The following is an 18,666-nucleotide window of genomic DNA, read 5'->3' as shown; positions in this document are numbered from 1 at the left end:
TATAATCATACTAAGATCGTTTGGATATTTTCGATATAGACGAATGGCTAAGCTAAATATTTTATTCTAAAAGTATTCATACATATTAGAAAGGTGGCTATAATCTTGGAGATGGGCTCTAATTTTATAAAAAACATCATGAAAGAAGATTTAGAAACTGGGAAGCATGATACGGTTATCACGCGTTTTCCGCCAGAACCAAATGGATATCTGCACATTGGTCATGCAAAGTCTATTTTTATTAACTTTGGACTAGCAGATGAATTTGGAGGTAAGACCAACCTACGCTTTGACGATACAAACCCTTTAAAAGAGGACATTGAATATGTAAACTCTATTAAGGAAGATGTAGAATGGCTCGGATATGAATGGGAAAATTTATTATTTGCATCTGACTATTTCGAGGAAATGTACAACCGTGCAGTCTTATTAATAAAAAAAGGACTCGCTTATGTTGATGATTTATCAGCCGATGAAATTCGCGAATACCGCGGAACGTTAACAGAGCCAGGAAAGGAAAGTCCTTATCGTAATCGCGCAGTTGAAGAAAATCTTCAATTATTTGAAGCAATGCGCAATGGCGAATTCGGTAATGGCGAGAAGGTTCTTCGTGCAAAAATTGATATGACTTCCCCTAATATTAACTTAAGGGATCCTGTTATCTATCGTATTGCCCATGCTACTCACCACAATACAGGCGATAAATGGTGTATTTATCCAATGTACGCATTCGCTCATCCAATAGAGGATGCAATTGAGGGCGTAACACACTCTCTTTGTACAACAGAATTCGAAGATCAACGTCCTCTATATGATTGGGTTGTTCGCGAATGTGAGATGGAAAGCACGCCACAACAAATCGAATTTGGCCGTTTAAATATTACGAATACCGTAATGAGCAAACGTAAATTAAAGCTTCTTGTGGACGAGAAATATGTAGATGGTTGGGATGATCCACGCATGCCTACTATTTCTGGCTTAAGAAGAAAAGGCGTTACACCTGAAGCAATCCGTAATTTCTGTATGGAATTAGGAATTTCAAAAGGCTCTGGTGCCGTTGACTCTGCCATGCTTGACCACTTTGTACGGGAAGATTTAAAGTTAAAAGCACCTCGTACAATGGGTGTCCTAAATCCGTTAAAAGTAGTTATTACTAACTATCCGGAAGGTCAAGTAGAAATGCTAGAAGCGGAAAACAATCCGGAAAATCCAGAGATGGGAACTAGACAAATTCCATTCTCTCGTGAAATTTATATTGAACAAGAAGACTTTATGGAGAATCCTCCCAAAAAATATTTCCGCTTGTTCCCTGGTAATGAAGTGCGCTTGAAGCATGCTTACTTTATTAAGTGCGAAGAAGTAATTAAAGATGAAGAAGGCAATGTAATCGAGCTTCATTGTACGTATGATAAAGAAACAAAAAGTGGAACTGGGTTTACTGGTAGAAAAGTAAAAGGGACATTGCATTGGGTCGAAGCATCTCAGGCTATCCCTGCGGAGTTCCGTTTATTTGAACCACTAATTACAGATGAAGATGAAGAAATGGAAGAAGGAAAAACGTTCTTAGATTATGTTAATCCAAATTCTCTAGAAAGAATTCAAGGCTTTATTGAGCCAAATATGAAGGATGTTAAACCACAAGATAAATTCCAATTTTTCCGTCACGGATACTTCAATGTGGATCCTAAATATTCCACTCCAGAAAAGCCGGTATTTAACCGTATCGTTTCCTTGAAGAGTTCCTTTAAACTATAAGCAATACAATAAAAGGAGGAGAATAATCGAAAAAGTCGACTATTCTCCTCCTTTTTTATATTGACTTACATCCATGTGGTTGCTGGCTTGGTTGTATTGGCAAGCCAGTCATACTGCAAGAGGCGTAGTTCGAATAACTTCAATGGGTCATGGAACAATTCTGGATTATTCTTTAATCGTTCTAATAAATTCTTATATTCTACTATATCTTTTGATTTTTCCTCAGCAAATTGCTCTAATGTTACTTTTGGACGAACAAAGAACATTTTAATATCATTTTCCAATCCCTTTTCATAGAAATCAAAATGCTGTAAAACAGCTGTCGAAACAGATGCTGCCAATTCAGAAAAATCCTCTGTTTCCAGATACTTTTGGTATCTTGATTGAAGCATTTTATTATTTTGCTGAATTGCACCAAGTAACTTTCCAGCACTCTTCAGAAATACTTGAGATGCATTAAAACGGTTGAAAATATTTAATGGTTCGATGCGAAGTCCGCTTGATAACCGGCGTGCATCTCTTTTCCAATCTTCTATAATCACAAAATCACAAGATAACTCTATTGGATGCTCGTTGTAAATTCCATTAAAGCCTTGGCTTAGCTCATTAAGGAATAGTTGGCCATCCTCTAATTGTTTATGAGCTGCTTGAATCCATTCTTCAATGCTTCGATGGATTTTCGGTGATAAGGTTTCATTTAAATACTCGTTTACTCGTCTATTCATCTCTTTATTTAGAGAAATATGCATTTTACTATAATCACTATCTTCTTTTATAAAATCCTTACATCCTTTTAAAATGGCTGGAATTTCTTTTTTTATTGCCTCATGCGTTTCTGTTTTGATTTCATCAAACTGCTTTGTTATGATCTCACTTTTAGAGGCTTCCATATCAATCAGTTGATTTTTTGCCCCAGTCAGCTTGCTTACCATTTCCTCATAAAGCTGGAGTGATGCTTTTAAACTATCTTCCATATCCAATCGTTTATCCAATAGATTAGTAATTAAATCTTGAATAATAGAAATACAGCTTTGCAATCGTTCTTCATTCATCTTTCTGGCTGCAAAATGGTGGTAATAATAACGGCTAATTTCATCTAGCTGAACTTCTCTCTCCTCTTGCTTGGAATAAATAAAGATCTTGCTATCTGGAAAATAATGCTGAATTGCAGACATCGCCTTTTGCAAACGCTTGGATGCTACTTTTTCATTATCTAAATCATCGATATAAATTAAAAATTGCAGTGTTAAAAATGGCGATTTTTCCTTCCATTGCTTTAATTGTTCATATTCCGTATAAGAAAAAACAGACCGCTCATTAATAACAAATAAGAGACTGTCAGCAAGCATAGCATAATCTGCATAAGATGCATTTTCTACAAATGGAGCAGTGGTAACTGTCCATCTATTTTGGTTTAAATAATGAGAAGGAGTGTCTAACTGAAATACTCTCGGGCTTTCCTGTTGAACAAGCAATTCCTTATAAAAATTTGTGAGTGTATCAATTGATTCTAAACCAGAATTGGTTACTTCGTTTATTTCAAGATAGTCATTATCCTTTATCGTCAAAATAGCATTTGTATCTTCTGCTAAAATAGTCTCTCCTACTAGCTCGTTAATATAGGCATTTACACCACTTCCAGCAGATCCCACCATTAATAACTGATAATGATCTGATGGAAGAAAATCATGTACCTTTTGTGTAAACTTCTTGTCTAATGGAATATCATGCTTATCTGCCCACTCGATAATAGATTCAAATAAATTCATAAATTGCTGGAATGATACATTTGTTTCTGTTGTTTCATTAATCACCATCTCTGCTTTTGATACAACAGATTGTTCCATCGAGTGTTTATACATTTCATTCCAAGCTAGAACTGCAGATGCTGCCGATACAATCTGTTGTCCAGTTGAAGATAAGAAGTAATTGGATAAAAGAGTCGGAACGATTTCTTCCACTTCCTTAATCGAATAACTGCCATCAATTAAATGAGCGTACGCACTTTCCAAAATATGCGCTAATCCTTCTTCTCCCTCGCAAGGAACAGGTTCATAAATGCTATTAAATGCCGTTACCCATGTTAGATAATAGGCTGTGTCTTCATAGTTTTTCCATAACGAAATAGATAATCTCTCAAAAGTAGCAAAGTCTAATTCTTGAAGATTTTTTAAGCTCTCTATAAAGTACGCAGGCTCAAACTGCTGAATCACTCCTAAGTTGCTGTAATGAATTAATGCTTCATACCACTTTAATCCATCCGTTCTTTTACCTTCGTTAACAGCAAGCTCTACTGCCTTCTCCCAATTTTGCTGTTCTTCATAATAAGACTTCGCAATAGTTGGTATATTGGCATAGTCTGGATTGGTAAGGACCAGATTATTGATAATCCCCAATGCCATTTCATGATTCTCTTTTTGGAGATACAAAGAAAACAGTTGCAGCGATATTTCTGTTTGCAGAAGCTCTGAATCTGTCACAACGGATTTATAAAAACTTTCCGCTGTAGAATATTCCTCTAATTCCAAATAAGCATCAGCAAGATTTTTCTTTGCCCACGGCTCCAATTCATTGCTAATATTCTCCCATTTAAAAATTGCCGCTTCATAATCCTGGTATTGAAAATATAATTCACCTTGTGCGAAACGGATGGAAGTTAAATCTGGAACATTCTTTCTTTGTTCTGCTATATATAATTGGCCTAAAACTTCAATTGGCGACTCATCTCTATCCTGTAAGTATCCTTCATAATATGTTTTTTCAATTAGTTTTTTTTCTAATGTCATAACTTCCCCCTGCTATTCATTTAGAGTGGTTTTTTATCATTTCTAAATAATATATTTATGCTTATCCATCATCATTATGTCTTATGTAGGCTATCCTTCATTGTAGCAAATCAGATTATTTCATGGATTTCGAAACCGATTCAATCTCTTTACAATATAATAACAGGCTAAGTAATCGTTCTAGAATGTTGGTATTTCTTCATATATTTAGTGCTATTTTATAAGTACTATTATATTTAGATTACTGATTATTACCCCCATCCTCTAGTGTCCATCGTACCTTTCTTCCCTGTTTTTTATTTATCCTCTCCGTCTTTTTACCTAGTTCACTATCGCAATTAACAAAGTGTGGATTATTCAAGGGAAAATAGCAATAGACCTTTAAATTATAAAGGAACATACTCTTTGGAAAATAATCGCTTTTGGTCCATCCTATTCCTTCCATCTATCTCCAAGTAGAAGAAACTCCCCAATCAAATAAGAAATTATTCTCTGGAAACTAACTTATGGAAGTGAATGGCGGTGATTTGTCTAGACATCATGAAGATTATCGTTGGTTATGGGGATTACGACTTAAGGAGAAAAAAGACTCCGATAGTAACTCTGCTTATGAAGAAGATTTTTCTATATTGATCCATTGGAATGGACAGGGGGTATGGCAGATGAGCACCCCCTTAGAAGTTTAAGGAATGAGCAAGAAATTACTTAAGATAAAGGGAAGAATAAATCGCGGAAAAAATGTTGGAATTAGCATAAAATCAACACTAAAAAACAGTAAGTAGATAAACATTTAATCTACTTACTGTAATCCTAAAACTACACCGCGGCTGTAGAAATAAACTCTTTATATCTTTTATTCATCTCACTCATTCTTTCATGGGAACCTTCGCATACAATTTCCCCATCTTCAATGAATAATACATTGTCACCTGGTTTTACTTCTTCTAGGTTATGAGTTACTTTAATCACTGTTTTATCTTTAGTAAGTTTGTTTATTGATTCCAATACTAAATTTCTAGATTCAATATCTAAGTTTGAGGTAGGTTCATCCAATAAAATTATATCCGGGTTTTTCAAAAATAGCCTAGCTATATTTAATCTTTGTTTTTCTCCCCCTGATAATTTGTCGCCACTCTCCCCTATATTCGTATTAAGTTTGTCCTTCTGTCTATCAACAAACTCTTGTAAATTCGCATATTTTAAGGCCTCTCTTATTTTTGATTCATCAATTTGGTCCTCATCAAGCCCATATAGCAAATTATCTAAAATGGTACCGCTAATTAAGGAGGAACCTTGGCTCACTATACCAATGTTTTTTCGAAGTTCATATGTGTTCAAATGACTGATATTGATATTGTCTATTGTTATTGAACCACTTTCTGGGTGATAAAACTTCTCCAATAGATTAATTAAAGTTGTTTTCCCAGATCCTGAAGGACCAACAATCGTTAGAGACTCTCCTCGTTTAATAGTAAAGCTGATATCACTAAGCATAGGTTTATCTTTGTACCCAAAAGTAATTTGATTAAAGGATAATTCATGTAGAAATTTATACTCGATATTACCAGTAAATTCTACTTCATTATTATTCATTATGTTATTTAAACTTTTAATTGCACCATTAGCTTTATGGTACTCTCCAATAAATCCACTAATGGAACTCATTGGGGTCATCATTTGAAATGCATAGATTACAAACGCAACTAATGTACTTATAGTTAATGTTCCTACTGAGATTCTATATACTCCATACCCTACCACTATTAATAAGCCTAGAATAAGTAAAAAATTCACTAAAGGTGCTACTATAGCAAAAACTTTACTTTCGTATAAGTTGGCATTGTATAATCTATCAATACACTTATACATTAATGATTTTTCCTGTTTTTCAGCCGTTGAGGCCTTCACCATCTTTATATTTTTAAAAGTCTCTTGCGTTTTTGAAATAAAAACAGAAGTTTCCTTTTGTTGTCTATCCCCAGTGTTCTCCATTTTCCTCATTAGAGGAAATATAATCCCAAATATAAATGGAGCAATTATTAGTACCACAACCGTTAGTTTCCAATCTAGAATAATTGTTAATGCTAATCCACCAAGTATCATTATAATTCCCGTAACTAATTTAGGGATGTGATATGTGATTAAATCTTTAACAATTTCTGTATCATTTACGATTCTACTTGATAATTCTCCGCTGTGGTAATCATCAAAAAAATCAACTTTAAAATAAATAACCTTATTGTATATATTTTTTTGCAAATCACGAATTACCATGTTACCAAATTTAGATATTATGTACTGATTAACTGCTTCAATTATAGATTTTATTACTAAGAATAAAACTAAACCTCCAACCATCCATAGGCTAATCTCATTCATTGAAAATTCATCAACAATATCCTTTACCAAAAGTGGGAAAAATAAAGTTGCTGCTGTAAATAAAATAGATGCAATTATAATTGTGACCAAAAGTAATTTCTTCTTTGTATCATTAATTGCTAATAGGAGCATTTTATACGCATTCAATTAAGATTCACCTCATTAATTAAGACAATAAAGCTTGATTAACCAAACTTTATTGTCTTTACAGAAATCATTTACTAGTCTTAACAGAAGAACCAGCTTGCGTTGCTGCTTCCTTTACATTGAATACTTGCTAGCGATTTTGCTTTTAGTTGTACATCTTTTGAAATAACTTCTTTTTGTAAAGATAATACTTTGTTCATTTCTCATTCCTTCTTTCTTAATAGTTTTTTTAAGAATTAACAGAAGAACCAGCTTGCATGACTACTTCCTTTACATTGAACGCTTTTAGAGGATTTTGCTTTTAGTTGTACATCTTTTGATATTGCTTCTTTTTGTAAAGATAATACTTTGTTCATTTCTCATTCCTTCTTTCTAATAGTATTTTTTAAGAATTAACAGAAGAACCAGCTTGCATGACTACTTCCTTTACATTGAACGCTTTTAGAGGATTTTGCTTTTAGTTGTACATCTTTTGATACAGCTTCTTTTTGTAAAGATAATACCTTGTTCATTTCTCATTCCTTCTTTCAAATAGTATTTTTTAAGAATTAACAGAAGAACCAGCTTGCATGACTACTTCCTTTACATTGAACGCTTTTAGAGGATTTTGCTTTTAGTTGTACATCTTTTGATATTGCTTCTTTTTGTAAAGATAATACTTTGTTCATTTCTCATTCCTTCTTTCTAATAGTATTTTTAAGATTAGCAGAAGAACCAGCTTGCGTTGCTACTTCCTTTACATTGAATACTCGCAAGTGATTTTGCTTTTAGTTGTACGTCTTTTGATACAGCTTGTTTTTGTAATGACAATACTTTGTTCATTTTTCATTCCTTCTTTCTTAATAGTATTTTTTTAGAATTAACAAAAGAACCAGCTTGCGTTGCTACTTCCTTTACATTGAATACTCGCAAGTGACTTTGCTTTTAGTTGTACGTCTTTTGATACAGCTTGTTTTTGTAATGATAATACCTTGTTCATTCCTCATTCCTTCTTTCTTAATAGTATTTTTTAAGAATTAACAAAAGAACCAGCTAGTATTACTTGATGGAGAACAGCCTAAACTTACAGATGACTTTATTACTTCTCCATTTTTCCGTTCTTTTTTATCTATTTTTTGTAAACCAAGAACGTTTTTCATTTTTATCACCTCCTATAATAAATAATTTTCCTCATCATGTTTGAATCCTGTTATTTACATAAAATGATATATTTTACATCATGAGAGTCAATTAATTACCAGAGAAGGATAGTTCTACCTTCCTTTGCGAATTTCCCCCTATTAAGATGGAAGAATTAAATACCTTTTCTAAGTTGAGTATTGGTAACCAGGAGTAGTTTCTATTCTCTAAAATATCGTTTATTACTAACAGTAATCCAGCAGAACCAGACATGATATCGCCAGAAAGTCTAAAGCATGAATCACCAGGGACAAATATACAGTCATCATTCTCTAATAAGTGCAGATTAAGAGTAAATAAAGCAGAGCTGACTAAACTGTTTTTATGGGTATATAACTCTAAGAGATTTGCAATAGCTAAAATACCAGTAGTTCCTTGAAATAATCCAGCATTGTAAAAACATTTACTTTTCGAAATTTTGCAAATTCCATCGATTTCCTTATCCCATTTCTTTATGTCTGCATTCAGCTCTAATTCAACTATAGGAATAGCCAGTCCACTTCCTCCACCAGCGAGATATGGTAATATCCTAAAATCATCATCTATATGATACAAGCCATCATCATCAAATACCCCTAGCTTTAAGTCCTTTTCTAATGCCTTTTCTGATAATTCCAGCCACTTTTGATCCTTTGTTTTTTTATATAATGCAGTAAAATACAGGGAAACTCCTGACCAACTTGTCATGACTCCCTTATCAACCACGTCGTAATCAAAAGTAATGATAGGAGCATTAGAATTTAATTTATCTATTAATATTTCTCCAATAGAGAGACAAATATCTAAGTATCTAGGATTATCATATTCGTAGCTAAATCCTAAGTATGCCAATCCAATCCCGCTTAAACCTGCTGCAAGAGAAATATCTTCCATGTTTTTAATATCAATGTCTGAATCAAATAGGGCTTTTGCCTTCTCTTGATAACCTAATTCCCATAAAACTGCAGCTATCCCCATTTTTCCAGTAAATAAGCCATTTTCTAAATGAAGTAATTGATTGATTTCTTGTTTTTCAATCCAATCTTTAACTGTTTGATTTATTCCACCGGTTCTATGTAAAGCCATTGCCGTACCAAAGCCACCGGTCAATACATTTATTATTCCTGCTTCCATTTCATATTGACGAATATCTCCCGGTAAGAGTCTATCTTCCATTTTAACGTCTTTTAAAATGGAATTACGTAATTTTAATTTTAAGATTGATAAATCAAAATCTTGTTTTAACTGTCCATTTGTACTCAATAACTCGTCCATAGGACGTGATTGATAGAAGTCACACAGCGATTTAACTTTGTCAATTATTTTAGCCGCTTTTTCTCCAAATACAACCTGCACCCATTTACTATGAATGGTATCTAAATTCCAGGAAATATCTTGAACACTTCCAATTGGTACAAATAACTGTTTTGCGATCCTTAGTAATGCAAACCAATCACTTTGTTCTTTATTCATTTCTTGATGGCCTATATAACCAGGAGTCATTAATCCTGAAAGAGAATCATTTGTTGTGCTTGCTGTTTCAAAGTCTATTAATCTTACTTTCTCTTCGGGAGTGACTATAACATTTGCAGGCTGTAAATCGCCCATTCCTACATTATGCTCATGAATTTCATGTATAGCCTCAATAAGTTGATTAATAATATTTATACATGCTTCAGTGTAAGACTCATTTTTTAGGGAAGAGCTGAAAGGATAGTTCTTAACTAGCCACTCAGACAGTGAATCGCCTTCGATATACTCTTCTTCGATGAAATAATGCTCCCACGCACGAAAGGAACTTATTTTTTTAACTGGGAATGTTGTTTTTTCTAATTTATCCAGTATCTCACTTTCATTTACAATCCTAGAAAATGCATCACGCCCTTGTGCATCTACCGCAGCATGAGGCCTTCCCTCTTTTAGAATGACCTTTGTATTGTTTTTTAATTTATTCTCGCAGATATAAACTCCACCGCCATTACTAAAATGTAGAGCCTCTTTAATATCATAATTTTCAAGGGGTGAATAAGTATCATTTTGATCCATTGCTTTATCCATGGCTATAATTTCTGGAGGCTCTTTTACAAAGTCAGGCAGATAATAGTAAGGAACCCTTTTATCTTCAATAAGTTCCCCCTGTAAATTTTCTATTGCATCGACTTTTACTCCATCTATAAATGTAAATCTTGGAGCGAAGGCACCGTATCTAAAATAGACGTTAGACTCATACCATCTTTTATCATTTAGTATATACGGACCAGGTTTTAAATGAGATAAGCTATTCTCTAGTAAACTTAATAACTCGATAAATTGATTAGTATTTACAGGATATATTGTTATAAATTTTCCTGAAGAACCTCTATCGCCATATTTGGAATCTTTCATTAGTAGCTCTGTAATACTTTTAACGTACTTAAATGATATATTTCTTTCTATCATTAACTTAGATACAATATCTAAAGTTGTTTGCGCCTCTTTCATGTTCGTACTAATATGAATCTTCCAGCCCTGATTAGGTAGTTTAATGTTTCTTTCCAAAACATTTATCCAATGTTCTCCGTCAATTACTATGTAGTTATCTGGTGGGCAGTCTAAATGAAGCAATCTTTGATTGTTTTCACTAGCAACATTATAATAATAGCCTTCATTTATGTACTTTATATATCTATTATCCATTAGTTCACCTCATTATAAGCACAAATTAACCAAGTTAATTTGTGCTTAATTTTTTGAATTTCTTATCTAGGAACTACACAGAAAAAAAGGCTTAATCCACTATGTGTTTTGCAGTTAACGCTAACATTTGAGCCAATTGGCGGCTCATCGTTCTTTTTATATCTTAAACTTTGCAAAGATAAAACATCCGTTCTAGACATAGTCCCACCTCCTTTCTAGTTTTATAATTTATAGGTTTTAATACTTTCTAAGTTGTTCCCTTTTTTATTTGCATGTAGATATAAATTTTCTATGTGTTCCCCCCAATAAGGGCCCCAAACTATATCTTTAACACTATTAAAAGATAAACTTGTATTTGAAAATTGGAAATAATCACGATCTTTTTCTAGTATCCAAGGGCTGCCTGAGCTACCTACTCCCGCTTTCCCTTTTACTCCTAACAAGGATGAATTGTGTATATAGTCCTCAAAAGTTATGTTTTTTATTATTTCGATTTTGTTCTTCCGGAGAAATTTTTTCTGTATGTAAGGTATTAATGCATGCTGTTTTTTCGAGGTGTTATTAAATATAGGCTTAATTATATTGTCTATTTCTAAAGGTGGTTCTTTTAAAGTGAGAAAAGCAGTATCATAATCTACTATTCCATTTTTAACCCACTCCTTACTGACGTAGATTTCCTCCACTTCATATTCTTGGTTATCATAAGTTATAAAGGTGATCTCATTTGCATTTGTTTGCTTATACCAATCAAAAACACAATGTGCAGCAGTACAAACTAATGGATATTTCAATCCCATAACTAGTGAAGCGTTACTTATAAATTTGGTTTTATTTTGTTTTATTTTCAATATTCCTGTGTTCATTATTTGATTTTCATCCATAGATAATTTAAACATTATTCTTCATTCCTTTGACTGGTATAAAAAAACAATACTACCAAAATATAAGAGATTCAATATTTTATTTTCATAGTAATGTTTTAAGGATAATATCATTCTATGTATAATACTAAATAAGAAATAACTTGACTGGGTCCCAGCAGCACACTTCCTAGAACATCTAAAAAAACCCGGACATTACACGCATTTCCCTTTGGAATGTTTATGGCATCATAAAAATGTAGGGTATGGCATTAAATTTGTGCAATAGGGCCGTAGGCCCTGCACAAATTAAAAAACCACTTGTCAACATTCCAAAATACACATACACTTCCTGTTGGGACAAACAAGCGCAGGAGGTATTAAGGAGATGTTGGCAGTGGCCGAAATTAATTATATCAGACATGAGGTAAACATAAAAGACAGTAACTATTCGGAGATTGCACAAAGAATAGGAAGAGATCGTAGAACTGTTAAGAAGTATGCAGAACAGGATGATTTTAGTCCTGTAGAAAATATCAAACAAGACAGACCATCTCCAGTGATGGATCCTATTAAACATATAGTAGATGAATGGTTAATAGAAGATTTTAAACAAAAGAGAAAATTCCGTAGAACTGCAAAGAGAATTTGGGAGCAATTAAAAGAGGAGTTTGATTTTAAGGGTTCTGATCGAACAGTAAGAAACTACATATCCCATCGAAAAAAAGAACTATTAAATGAAGCGAATCAAGCAGCGTTATCACTAGAGAGCAAACCTGGGTCAGCTCAAGTGGATTTTGGAGAAGCTCCGTTTAAATATCAAGGGGAACAGATAACTCTACCCTATCTGGTTCTTTCTTATCCATATAGTAATTCATTTTATTTTCAGGTATTCCCCGCTCAAAACAAAGAGTGTTTTTTAGAAGGATTAAAGCGTATTTTTCACCATATGGGTGGTGTTCCAAGAACAATTAGATTCGATAATCTTTCAGCTGCCGTAAAGAAGGTATTGCCAAATGGCGAACGGCAGTTAACAGAGGAATTTCAGAACTTCGTTCTACACTATGGGTTCGAAAGTGAATTTTGTAATCCTAATAGTGGGAATGAAAAGGGTCATGTGGAAGCAATGGTGAAATATGTGAGAAACAATTATTTATTGCCTGGTCTCCACGTACTGAATTTAGACGAACTTAATAAGACGTTGTGGGAAAAAGCTGAGAAAGATCGTGAGAGAAAACATTATGAAAAGGAATCTTTCATATCCCAGCTGTTTGAAGAGGATCGGAAAGCCTTTTTGGTTTTACCAAGTAAGGAATACCAATGCATCAGATACGAAACAGTGAAAGCCGATAAGTACGGTTATATTAAAGTAGAAAAAAATCTATATTCTACTTCACCAAGATACGCTTTAAATAAGGTTCTAATTCGTATTTCATATAATTCAATTGATATTCTTACAGATGATTATCAACTAGTCGTTAGCCATCCTCGACTCTATGGTCAATATAGAAAATCGATTAATTGGCAGCCATACTTAAATCTAATGGCCAAACGTCCTATGGCACTTAAATATACTAGTTTCTATGAGCAGTTACCACAAGAATGGCAAACATATTTTAATTCATGTACTTCCTCTGAAAAATCAGAAGCCCTGAAGTTATTAGGTACAGTGATGAAAGATTATGATTTTAGTAAAATTACTGAAGCGCTGAAGATTGCATCAGAGCATGGTCATCCTTCGGTTGAATCAATTAAACAAGTATTCTACCAACTAATTAATGGTCGAGGGATACGCGAAGAAGTACATCTCCAAAAGTCATTGCCTATTATGCCGGAGGCTACTAGAGGTCTACAGCATTATAATCAGCTTCTAAAAGGAGCTGAAATAAATTGAGTACGCAGATTCAAGAATTCGCTAAACGATTGAAATTAAGTTGGATTAGAGAACATTATCAAGAGATAGAAGCCACATCAAATGAAGAGTATTTACTGAAGCTTTTTGAAAAAGAAATTGAGCAACGAGAAGAACGAAAAACAAATCTTTTACTTACACAAGCAAGCTTACCTAAAGTCAATGGGAAACCTTTTGATTGGAAGGACATTGTCCTAACAGCAGGACTAAGTAGTGAAGACCTATTAAATGGAGTATTCATGGAGCAGCAAGAAAATCTAATTTTCTATGGGGGTGTAGGTGCAGGTAAAACCTATTTAGCTACGTTAATTGGATTGAATGCCATACAAAGGTATGGCAAAGCTGTTAAATTCTATACAGCGGCATCATTAGTTAATCGATTATTAGAAGCAAATGAAAAAGGTAATCTCAATAAGCTTTTTAAGCAAATAGAGAAATTGGATCTTTTGATTTTGGATGAGTTAGGTTACATTCCTCTTCACAAACAAGGGGCTGAATTATTGTTTCAGGTTATTTCGATGTGTTATGAAACCAAAAGCATCATAATCACGACAAACCTTCAATTCGGTCAATGGAATCACGTTTTTGGGGATCCAATATTAACGGAGGCAGTAATTGATCGACTCATCCATCATTCGCATTTGATTGTATTTAAAGGCGATAGTTATCGTTATAAGGAGTCAATTATTCAGAATTAAATTTCGTTGGCAAGTGGTTACATTTTTGATTGCCGTTTTATGCATTTTTTGCTTGCCAAATACACCTTTGGAATTACCGTATAAATATCGAGGTTAATCTTAAGCTAGAATACTTCTCATGCAAAAAAAGATGTACCTAAAAATAAATTCGGTACACCTTTTTTTATATCTATAAAGTTATTCTGTTTTTCCTTGTGAATTCTTCCCGAATGCTTTAGTATCAATATTCTTCCTCTCAAGAAACTCTTCTATTTTTTTCTGTTCTCTTCCATTCACTACATCACTTTTTTTATTTATTGAATCAAAGTTTACTGTCGGAATAACTTCTTTCTCGATGTCGTCTGTAAGTTGATTAAGCATTGTATCTATTTCGTAAATAATCTCATTTACACCTGTAATATATCTACTAATTCTTTCAGACTCCTCTAGATATCCTTCAGGTAATGTATTTTGTGAAATATAATTAGAGAAATTTTCATCATTTTCTTTTGTTAGTCTGTAAATTTGGTCTAATTTCTCCAATTCACTTTTAGTCAATTCCTTTTCTTCATCGATCATTTCTTGAAATGGATAGCTAGCAAGCTGTAATGCTTCATAAGTGTCTAGGTACGTTTTTATACTTGATTTCATTTCCTTTTCATCAATTACACTGTTTTGTTTGTCAGAAGAAAAAATAATACTAGGGATTTCTACATTCTTTGTATCGGGTATTTGGTTTTCAGAGGTGCCAATATTTTCTTCATTTGAACACGCGCTTAATATAAAGAGAAATAGGATACTTAAAAAAATTTTTTTCATAATCCATTTTTCCCCCTTGCTATTGATGCGTTCCATTTTAGATATTTAATAAATAATTTAATAAATGACTTCCCAATATAATACCCTAGGATGGCTAAAATAGCTCCTATAATAACTCCTTTTATAGACTCGAGAATTTCCCCAATTCCAATGGTAGAACCATCTACAAACCCCATTACGATTAAAATAATGGGAGATAGGATCATTATAGGCACACCAATGACATAAGCCAATATAAATGGAGTTAATAATAACATAAAGAATAAACTCACTATTATAATAATGCAATTCATTAAACTTAAACCCATAATGGACATCATTGCTGTAAGCATACTTCTTATACTTTTCTTTTCTTCGACCTTATTAATCGCATAAACAGCGTTTAATTCCTTAGCGATTTCTTCAGGATTTCCTAATTCTTTAGAAATTTCCTCTTCACTTTTATTTTCACTTAATCCCTCCGTAAAATGCATGCTATACTCTTCTAATATATCTTTCTTTTCTTTTTCAGACATAAACTTCAAACTATTTTTGAGTAGTTTCAAAAAATTATTTTTGTTCAAGTTTATCATTCTCCTCGACAAAACGATTTATTGTTAAGAAAAACTCATTCCATTCCATCTTTAAGGATTCAAGTTTAGCTATACCTTCCTTTGTAATTCTGTAGTATTTCCTAAATGGTCCTTCTTTTGATTCTTCATGATATGTCGTGACATACTTTTCTTTAACTAATCTTCTTAAAATCGGATAAACAGTACCTTCCGATATAACGATCTTATTCGAGATCTTCTTTATTAGTGAATAACCGTATTCATCCTCTTTGTTTATTATTATTAAGACTATTAATTCTAGTACACCTTTTTTAAACTGTGCATTCATAATTTATCACCAGCGTTTATAATTTATTTAATACTATCTGTGTATTAAAAGGTACTAAACTTAACACTGTATCCTAATATCAGAATATTAAGAATTAATTATCAGCAATTAATTCCTTGGAATCATATGGATTATAACAGTACTAATATATTTACATAAGGTCATCGAGTATCCGAGAACATTATTTACTATTTGTGTAAAAAAATTGATTTATTTTAAATTTGATGTTACATTGTTATTTAAGGAATAGGAAAATAAATCCAATCCATACAACCTTTTTTCAGAGGTTATTTGTTCCTTACATTTTTAAATTTCTTTATTCAGTAATAAATAGAAATGTATTTTAGTATTTAAACCACCACCCTTTTATCCTATATTTTCCATTATAAAATGAAACAGGTTTATAAATACCTCGAAAATTATAAAAGGGATAAAAAGCTGCATATTAGGACATTTACAGTACATAAAAGGGTATATTTAAAATGGGTAACGCTTAATTGTTTGAATCATCATAAAAATAGGCTCGAATACTTTCGTTATTTGATTTTTAAATTTTCCAACTTTTTTATACTTAATTATAGGAGTGTAAGAAGACCTTGATTTTTATTGATTTTTTTGGAGCTCTGTTTGAAACAATCCCAATGCTTTTAATAACCCTACAATTATTAAATAAATTTCATTTTAGTAAAATACAGATACTTTATTTATTTTCTATAAGTCTAGGAACAGCCATATTTTTAACACTATCACTAAGTTATCCCTTTATTAAATTGCCTTTAGCTGTAGTAATTCTAGCTATTTTTATATCCAAGCTCTATAAAGTGAAATTCACTTTTTCAATATTATCCCTATTATTAAGTATGACTCTTCTTTTGATTGTACAATTGATAAATATTATTATTTTTGATCTACTTTTTGCAGGCTCTTCAACATTTAATCAAATACGATTTATCTCTGGATTAGTTAACGGTTCATTATTAACTCTACTATTATTATTTCTAAGAGCATTTAGGAGGAGTCTTATACCTAACCAGGACATTTCTCAAGCTAAGCCCCCAAAGTTTTGGTGGATTTTCCCCCTATGTGTTGTGTTATTCATGTTAATTGTAATTAAAGTCATTCAAGATGACGGTATATCGATTACCTCTGCTTATTTAATAATTACCTCAAGTATTGCATTTATTTACCTTACAAGGTACTTAGTTTATCTAAACACTATTAAAGCAGAAAAGAAATTATTAACTGAGCAAGAGAAAAGTGCTAAATTCTATCTAAGAAGTATACGAGCACAAAGGCATGACTTTATCTTTCAACTTAACACTATCAATTCTCTAGTCCATCTAAATAGAATAAATGATTTAAAAGCTTATCTGAGTGAACTCACGGAAGAGTTTCAGACAACTTCTGAAACTCTACCTTTACATTACATGTCAATAGCCGGTTTACTTATTCAATACAAACAGGTTTTAAAAAAAGACGGTATTAATTTTAATATTTTTATCTCCGATACATTTGAACTCATTCCTATGCCAGTTTATGAATTTAACAATGTTATCGGAAACTTAATTTCTAATGCATATGAATTTATAAAATCAAACGAAACAGCTTCTAGAGAAATAGTCATTAAATTTTACAAAAATCAGTATTTAATAGTCGAAGTGTTAAATGAAGTGAATCCAGAGCTGCTAGATTTGGAAAACATATTTCAAGATGGTTATAGTACAAAAACTACTTATGAAAATGGATTAGGACTAAGCAATATTATGATGACTTTAGAGAGATATAACGGATACATATATCCAGAACTTAATAATCGAACTTTAAGTATGTTTGTCCTCATACCACCTAAAGAAAGGAAATAATTTATGGTTAATCCTAATATAATTAGTAATGAAGTAACTAATTTTGTTATCAAACATGCCCCAGAATACAAAGATAATAAAGAGTATATACGATACGGACTAGAGTGGATAATCTCATTAACTATTCAAATTTCAGTTATTCTAATACTATCGGCTTTATTTGGAGTTTTTATTGAAGCCACCGTATCTCTTTTTACAGGAGCTTTTCTAAGAACTTTTGGTGGAGGAGCACACTTTAAAAGTTATTTAAAATGTGTGGTCTACAGTACTATTTTAATCCTTATACTTTCGATAGCAACCAAGCATTTTCTAGCTCTTAATATGATCGCTGTCCTTATAATTTATTTAATTTCTATGTTTATTTATAATAAAAAAGCTCCTGTCTTACATAAAACTAGAGCTTTATTTAATAACAATAAGAAAATGTTATTCAAACATATTTCATTATTTTTTATTACAACACTGTTCATCCTCACGATATTGTCACCTATAGATAAATCAAGTATTATCTCAAGTATTTGGCTATCTGTTCTCTTCCAATCGATTTCACTTACAAAATGGCATCATGACATGACCGATTGGTTAGATAAAAAAACTACAAGAAAGGTGGATTATTTATGAACTTATTTACGAAAGTACTAGCAAAAATTATAGGTAAGGTTGGTTTTATGGCCTCAAAGGGTACTCTAGCATCGTACTGGTTTACATACGAACCTGAGCTTCCTAGTAAAGACCAAAAGAATGATTCTAAATAAA

Annotated in this window: 22 protein-coding genes; 7 read left to right on the top strand and 15 right to left on the bottom strand. The window is 32.4% G+C overall.

Going from position 1 to position 18,666, the window contains the following annotated elements:
• Positions 1-105: 105 nt before the first annotated feature.
• Entirely contained in the window at positions 106-1,755 is a 1,650-nt protein-coding gene (locus NX902_RS03370; protein WP_163187371.1) for a glutamine--tRNA ligase/YqeY domain fusion protein, read from the top strand.
• Between the two features lie 65 nt (positions 1,756-1,820).
• Here the strand turns inward: NX902_RS03370 and NX902_RS03365 are convergent, their stop codons facing one another.
• Positions 1,821-4,541: a tetratricopeptide repeat protein gene (locus tag NX902_RS03365; RefSeq protein ID WP_341160548.1), complete on the bottom strand. Its 2,721-nt coding sequence runs from the start codon at positions 4,539-4,541 to the stop codon at positions 1,821-1,823.
• A 506-nt stretch (positions 4,542-5,047) separates the two neighbouring features.
• Between NX902_RS03365 and NX902_RS03360 the strand changes: the two genes are divergently transcribed.
• Positions 5,048-5,227, top strand: a complete 180-nt coding sequence (locus tag NX902_RS03360) for a hypothetical protein (protein WP_341160547.1) — start codon at positions 5,048-5,050, stop codon at positions 5,225-5,227.
• Positions 5,228-5,357: 130 nt separating this feature from the next.
• Here the strand turns inward: NX902_RS03360 and NX902_RS03355 are convergent, their stop codons facing one another.
• From NX902_RS03355 to NX902_RS03305, 11 genes are all read right to left on the bottom strand, one after another.
• Entirely contained in the window at positions 5,358-7,067 is a 1,710-nt protein-coding gene (locus NX902_RS03355) for an ABC transporter ATP-binding protein (RefSeq protein WP_341160546.1), read from the bottom strand.
• 80 nt (positions 7,068-7,147) lie between these two features.
• Positions 7,148-7,267 carry a class III lanthipeptide gene (locus NX902_RS03350; protein WP_201781388.1) on the bottom strand — a complete coding sequence of 40 codons (120 nt, stop codon included), beginning with the start codon at positions 7,265-7,267 and terminating at the stop codon, positions 7,148-7,150.
• 36 nt (positions 7,268-7,303) lie between these two features.
• Positions 7,304-7,423, bottom strand: a complete 120-nt coding sequence (locus NX902_RS03345; protein ID WP_201781390.1) for a class III lanthipeptide — start codon at positions 7,421-7,423, stop codon at positions 7,304-7,306.
• A gap of 36 nt (positions 7,424-7,459) precedes the next feature.
• Positions 7,460-7,579, bottom strand: coding sequence for a class III lanthipeptide (locus NX902_RS03340; protein ID WP_341160545.1), 120 nt, complete (start codon positions 7,577-7,579; stop codon positions 7,460-7,462).
• A 36-nt stretch (positions 7,580-7,615) separates the two neighbouring features.
• Positions 7,616-7,735: a class III lanthipeptide gene (locus NX902_RS03335; protein WP_201781390.1), complete on the bottom strand. Its 120-nt coding sequence runs from the start codon at positions 7,733-7,735 to the stop codon at positions 7,616-7,618.
• Between the two features lie 34 nt (positions 7,736-7,769).
• Entirely contained in the window at positions 7,770-7,889 is a 120-nt protein-coding gene (locus NX902_RS03330; protein WP_201781392.1) for a class III lanthipeptide, read from the bottom strand.
• 37 nt (positions 7,890-7,926) lie between these two features.
• Complete coding sequence (locus NX902_RS03325) at positions 7,927-8,046, bottom strand: class III lanthipeptide (protein ID WP_201781392.1); 120 nt, start codon at positions 8,044-8,046, stop codon at positions 7,927-7,929.
• 37 nt (positions 8,047-8,083) lie between these two features.
• Entirely contained in the window at positions 8,084-8,206 is a 123-nt protein-coding gene (locus NX902_RS03320) for a class III lanthipeptide (protein ID WP_341160544.1), read from the bottom strand.
• Positions 8,207-8,297: 91 nt separating this feature from the next.
• Entirely contained in the window at positions 8,298-10,901 is a 2,604-nt protein-coding gene (gene lanKC / locus NX902_RS03315) for a class III lanthionine synthetase LanKC (protein WP_341160543.1), read from the bottom strand.
• A 62-nt stretch (positions 10,902-10,963) separates the two neighbouring features.
• Positions 10,964-11,101 (bottom strand): class III lanthipeptide, encoded by a 138-nt coding sequence (locus NX902_RS03310; RefSeq protein ID WP_123258863.1) that lies wholly within the window; start codon positions 11,099-11,101, stop codon positions 10,964-10,966.
• Positions 11,102-11,122: 21 nt separating this feature from the next.
• Positions 11,123-11,782, bottom strand: coding sequence for a trypsin-like serine peptidase (locus tag NX902_RS03305; protein ID WP_341160542.1), 660 nt, complete (start codon positions 11,780-11,782; stop codon positions 11,123-11,125).
• Between the two features lie 367 nt (positions 11,783-12,149).
• Here NX902_RS03305 and istA point away from each other — a divergent pair, with 367 nt between their 5' ends.
• A complete protein-coding gene (istA, locus tag NX902_RS03300; protein ID WP_171509407.1) occupies positions 12,150-13,655 on the top strand; it encodes an IS21 family transposase in 1,506 nt (501 codons plus the stop codon).
• Positions 13,652-14,371: an IS21-like element helper ATPase IstB gene (gene istB, locus NX902_RS03295; protein ID WP_036179323.1), complete on the top strand. Its 720-nt coding sequence runs from the start codon at positions 13,652-13,654 to the stop codon at positions 14,369-14,371. Before istA ends, istB begins: the two co-directional genes overlap by 4 nt.
• A gap of 177 nt (positions 14,372-14,548) precedes the next feature.
• Here istB and NX902_RS03290 read toward each other — a convergent pair whose 3' ends face one another.
• From NX902_RS03290 to NX902_RS03280, 3 genes are read right to left on the bottom strand one after another with little or no spacing between them, the layout of a single operon-like run.
• On the bottom strand, positions 14,549-15,169 hold the full coding sequence (locus NX902_RS03290) for an NDxxF motif lipoprotein (RefSeq protein WP_163188343.1): 621 nt from the start codon (positions 15,167-15,169) through the stop codon (positions 14,549-14,551).
• Positions 15,166-15,714: an HAAS signaling domain-containing protein gene (locus NX902_RS03285; RefSeq protein ID WP_341160541.1), complete on the bottom strand. Its 549-nt coding sequence runs from the start codon at positions 15,712-15,714 to the stop codon at positions 15,166-15,168. Before NX902_RS03285 ends, NX902_RS03290 begins: the two co-directional genes overlap by 4 nt.
• 4 nt (positions 15,715-15,718) lie before the next feature.
• A complete protein-coding gene (locus tag NX902_RS03280) occupies positions 15,719-16,048 on the bottom strand; it encodes a PadR family transcriptional regulator (RefSeq protein ID WP_047941782.1) in 330 nt (109 codons plus the stop codon).
• A gap of 596 nt (positions 16,049-16,644) precedes the next feature.
• Between NX902_RS03280 and NX902_RS03275 the strand changes: the two genes are divergently transcribed.
• The 3 genes from NX902_RS03275 to NX902_RS03265 are packed head-to-tail and all read left to right on the top strand — an operon-like array spanning position 16,645 to position 18,665.
• Positions 16,645-17,910, top strand: coding sequence for a GHKL domain-containing protein (locus NX902_RS03275; protein WP_163188347.1), 1,266 nt, complete (start codon positions 16,645-16,647; stop codon positions 17,908-17,910).
• Positions 17,911-17,913: 3 nt separating this feature from the next.
• On the top strand, positions 17,914-18,531 hold the full coding sequence (locus NX902_RS03270) for an accessory gene regulator B family protein (protein ID WP_163188349.1): 618 nt from the start codon (positions 17,914-17,916) through the stop codon (positions 18,529-18,531).
• Complete coding sequence (locus NX902_RS03265; RefSeq protein ID WP_095333342.1) at positions 18,528-18,665, top strand: cyclic lactone autoinducer peptide; 138 nt, start codon at positions 18,528-18,530, stop codon at positions 18,663-18,665. Before NX902_RS03270 ends, NX902_RS03265 begins: the two co-directional genes overlap by 4 nt.
• The last annotated feature ends 1 nt before the right edge of the window (position 18,666 follow it).

Source organism: Niallia sp. FSL W8-0954 (assembly GCF_038005605.1).
GTDB lineage: Bacteria > Bacillota > Bacilli > Bacillales > Cytobacillaceae > Niallia > Niallia circulans_A.
Note: the sequence above shows the minus strand (reverse complement) of the source record. Positions and strands in the feature narration are given on the sequence as shown.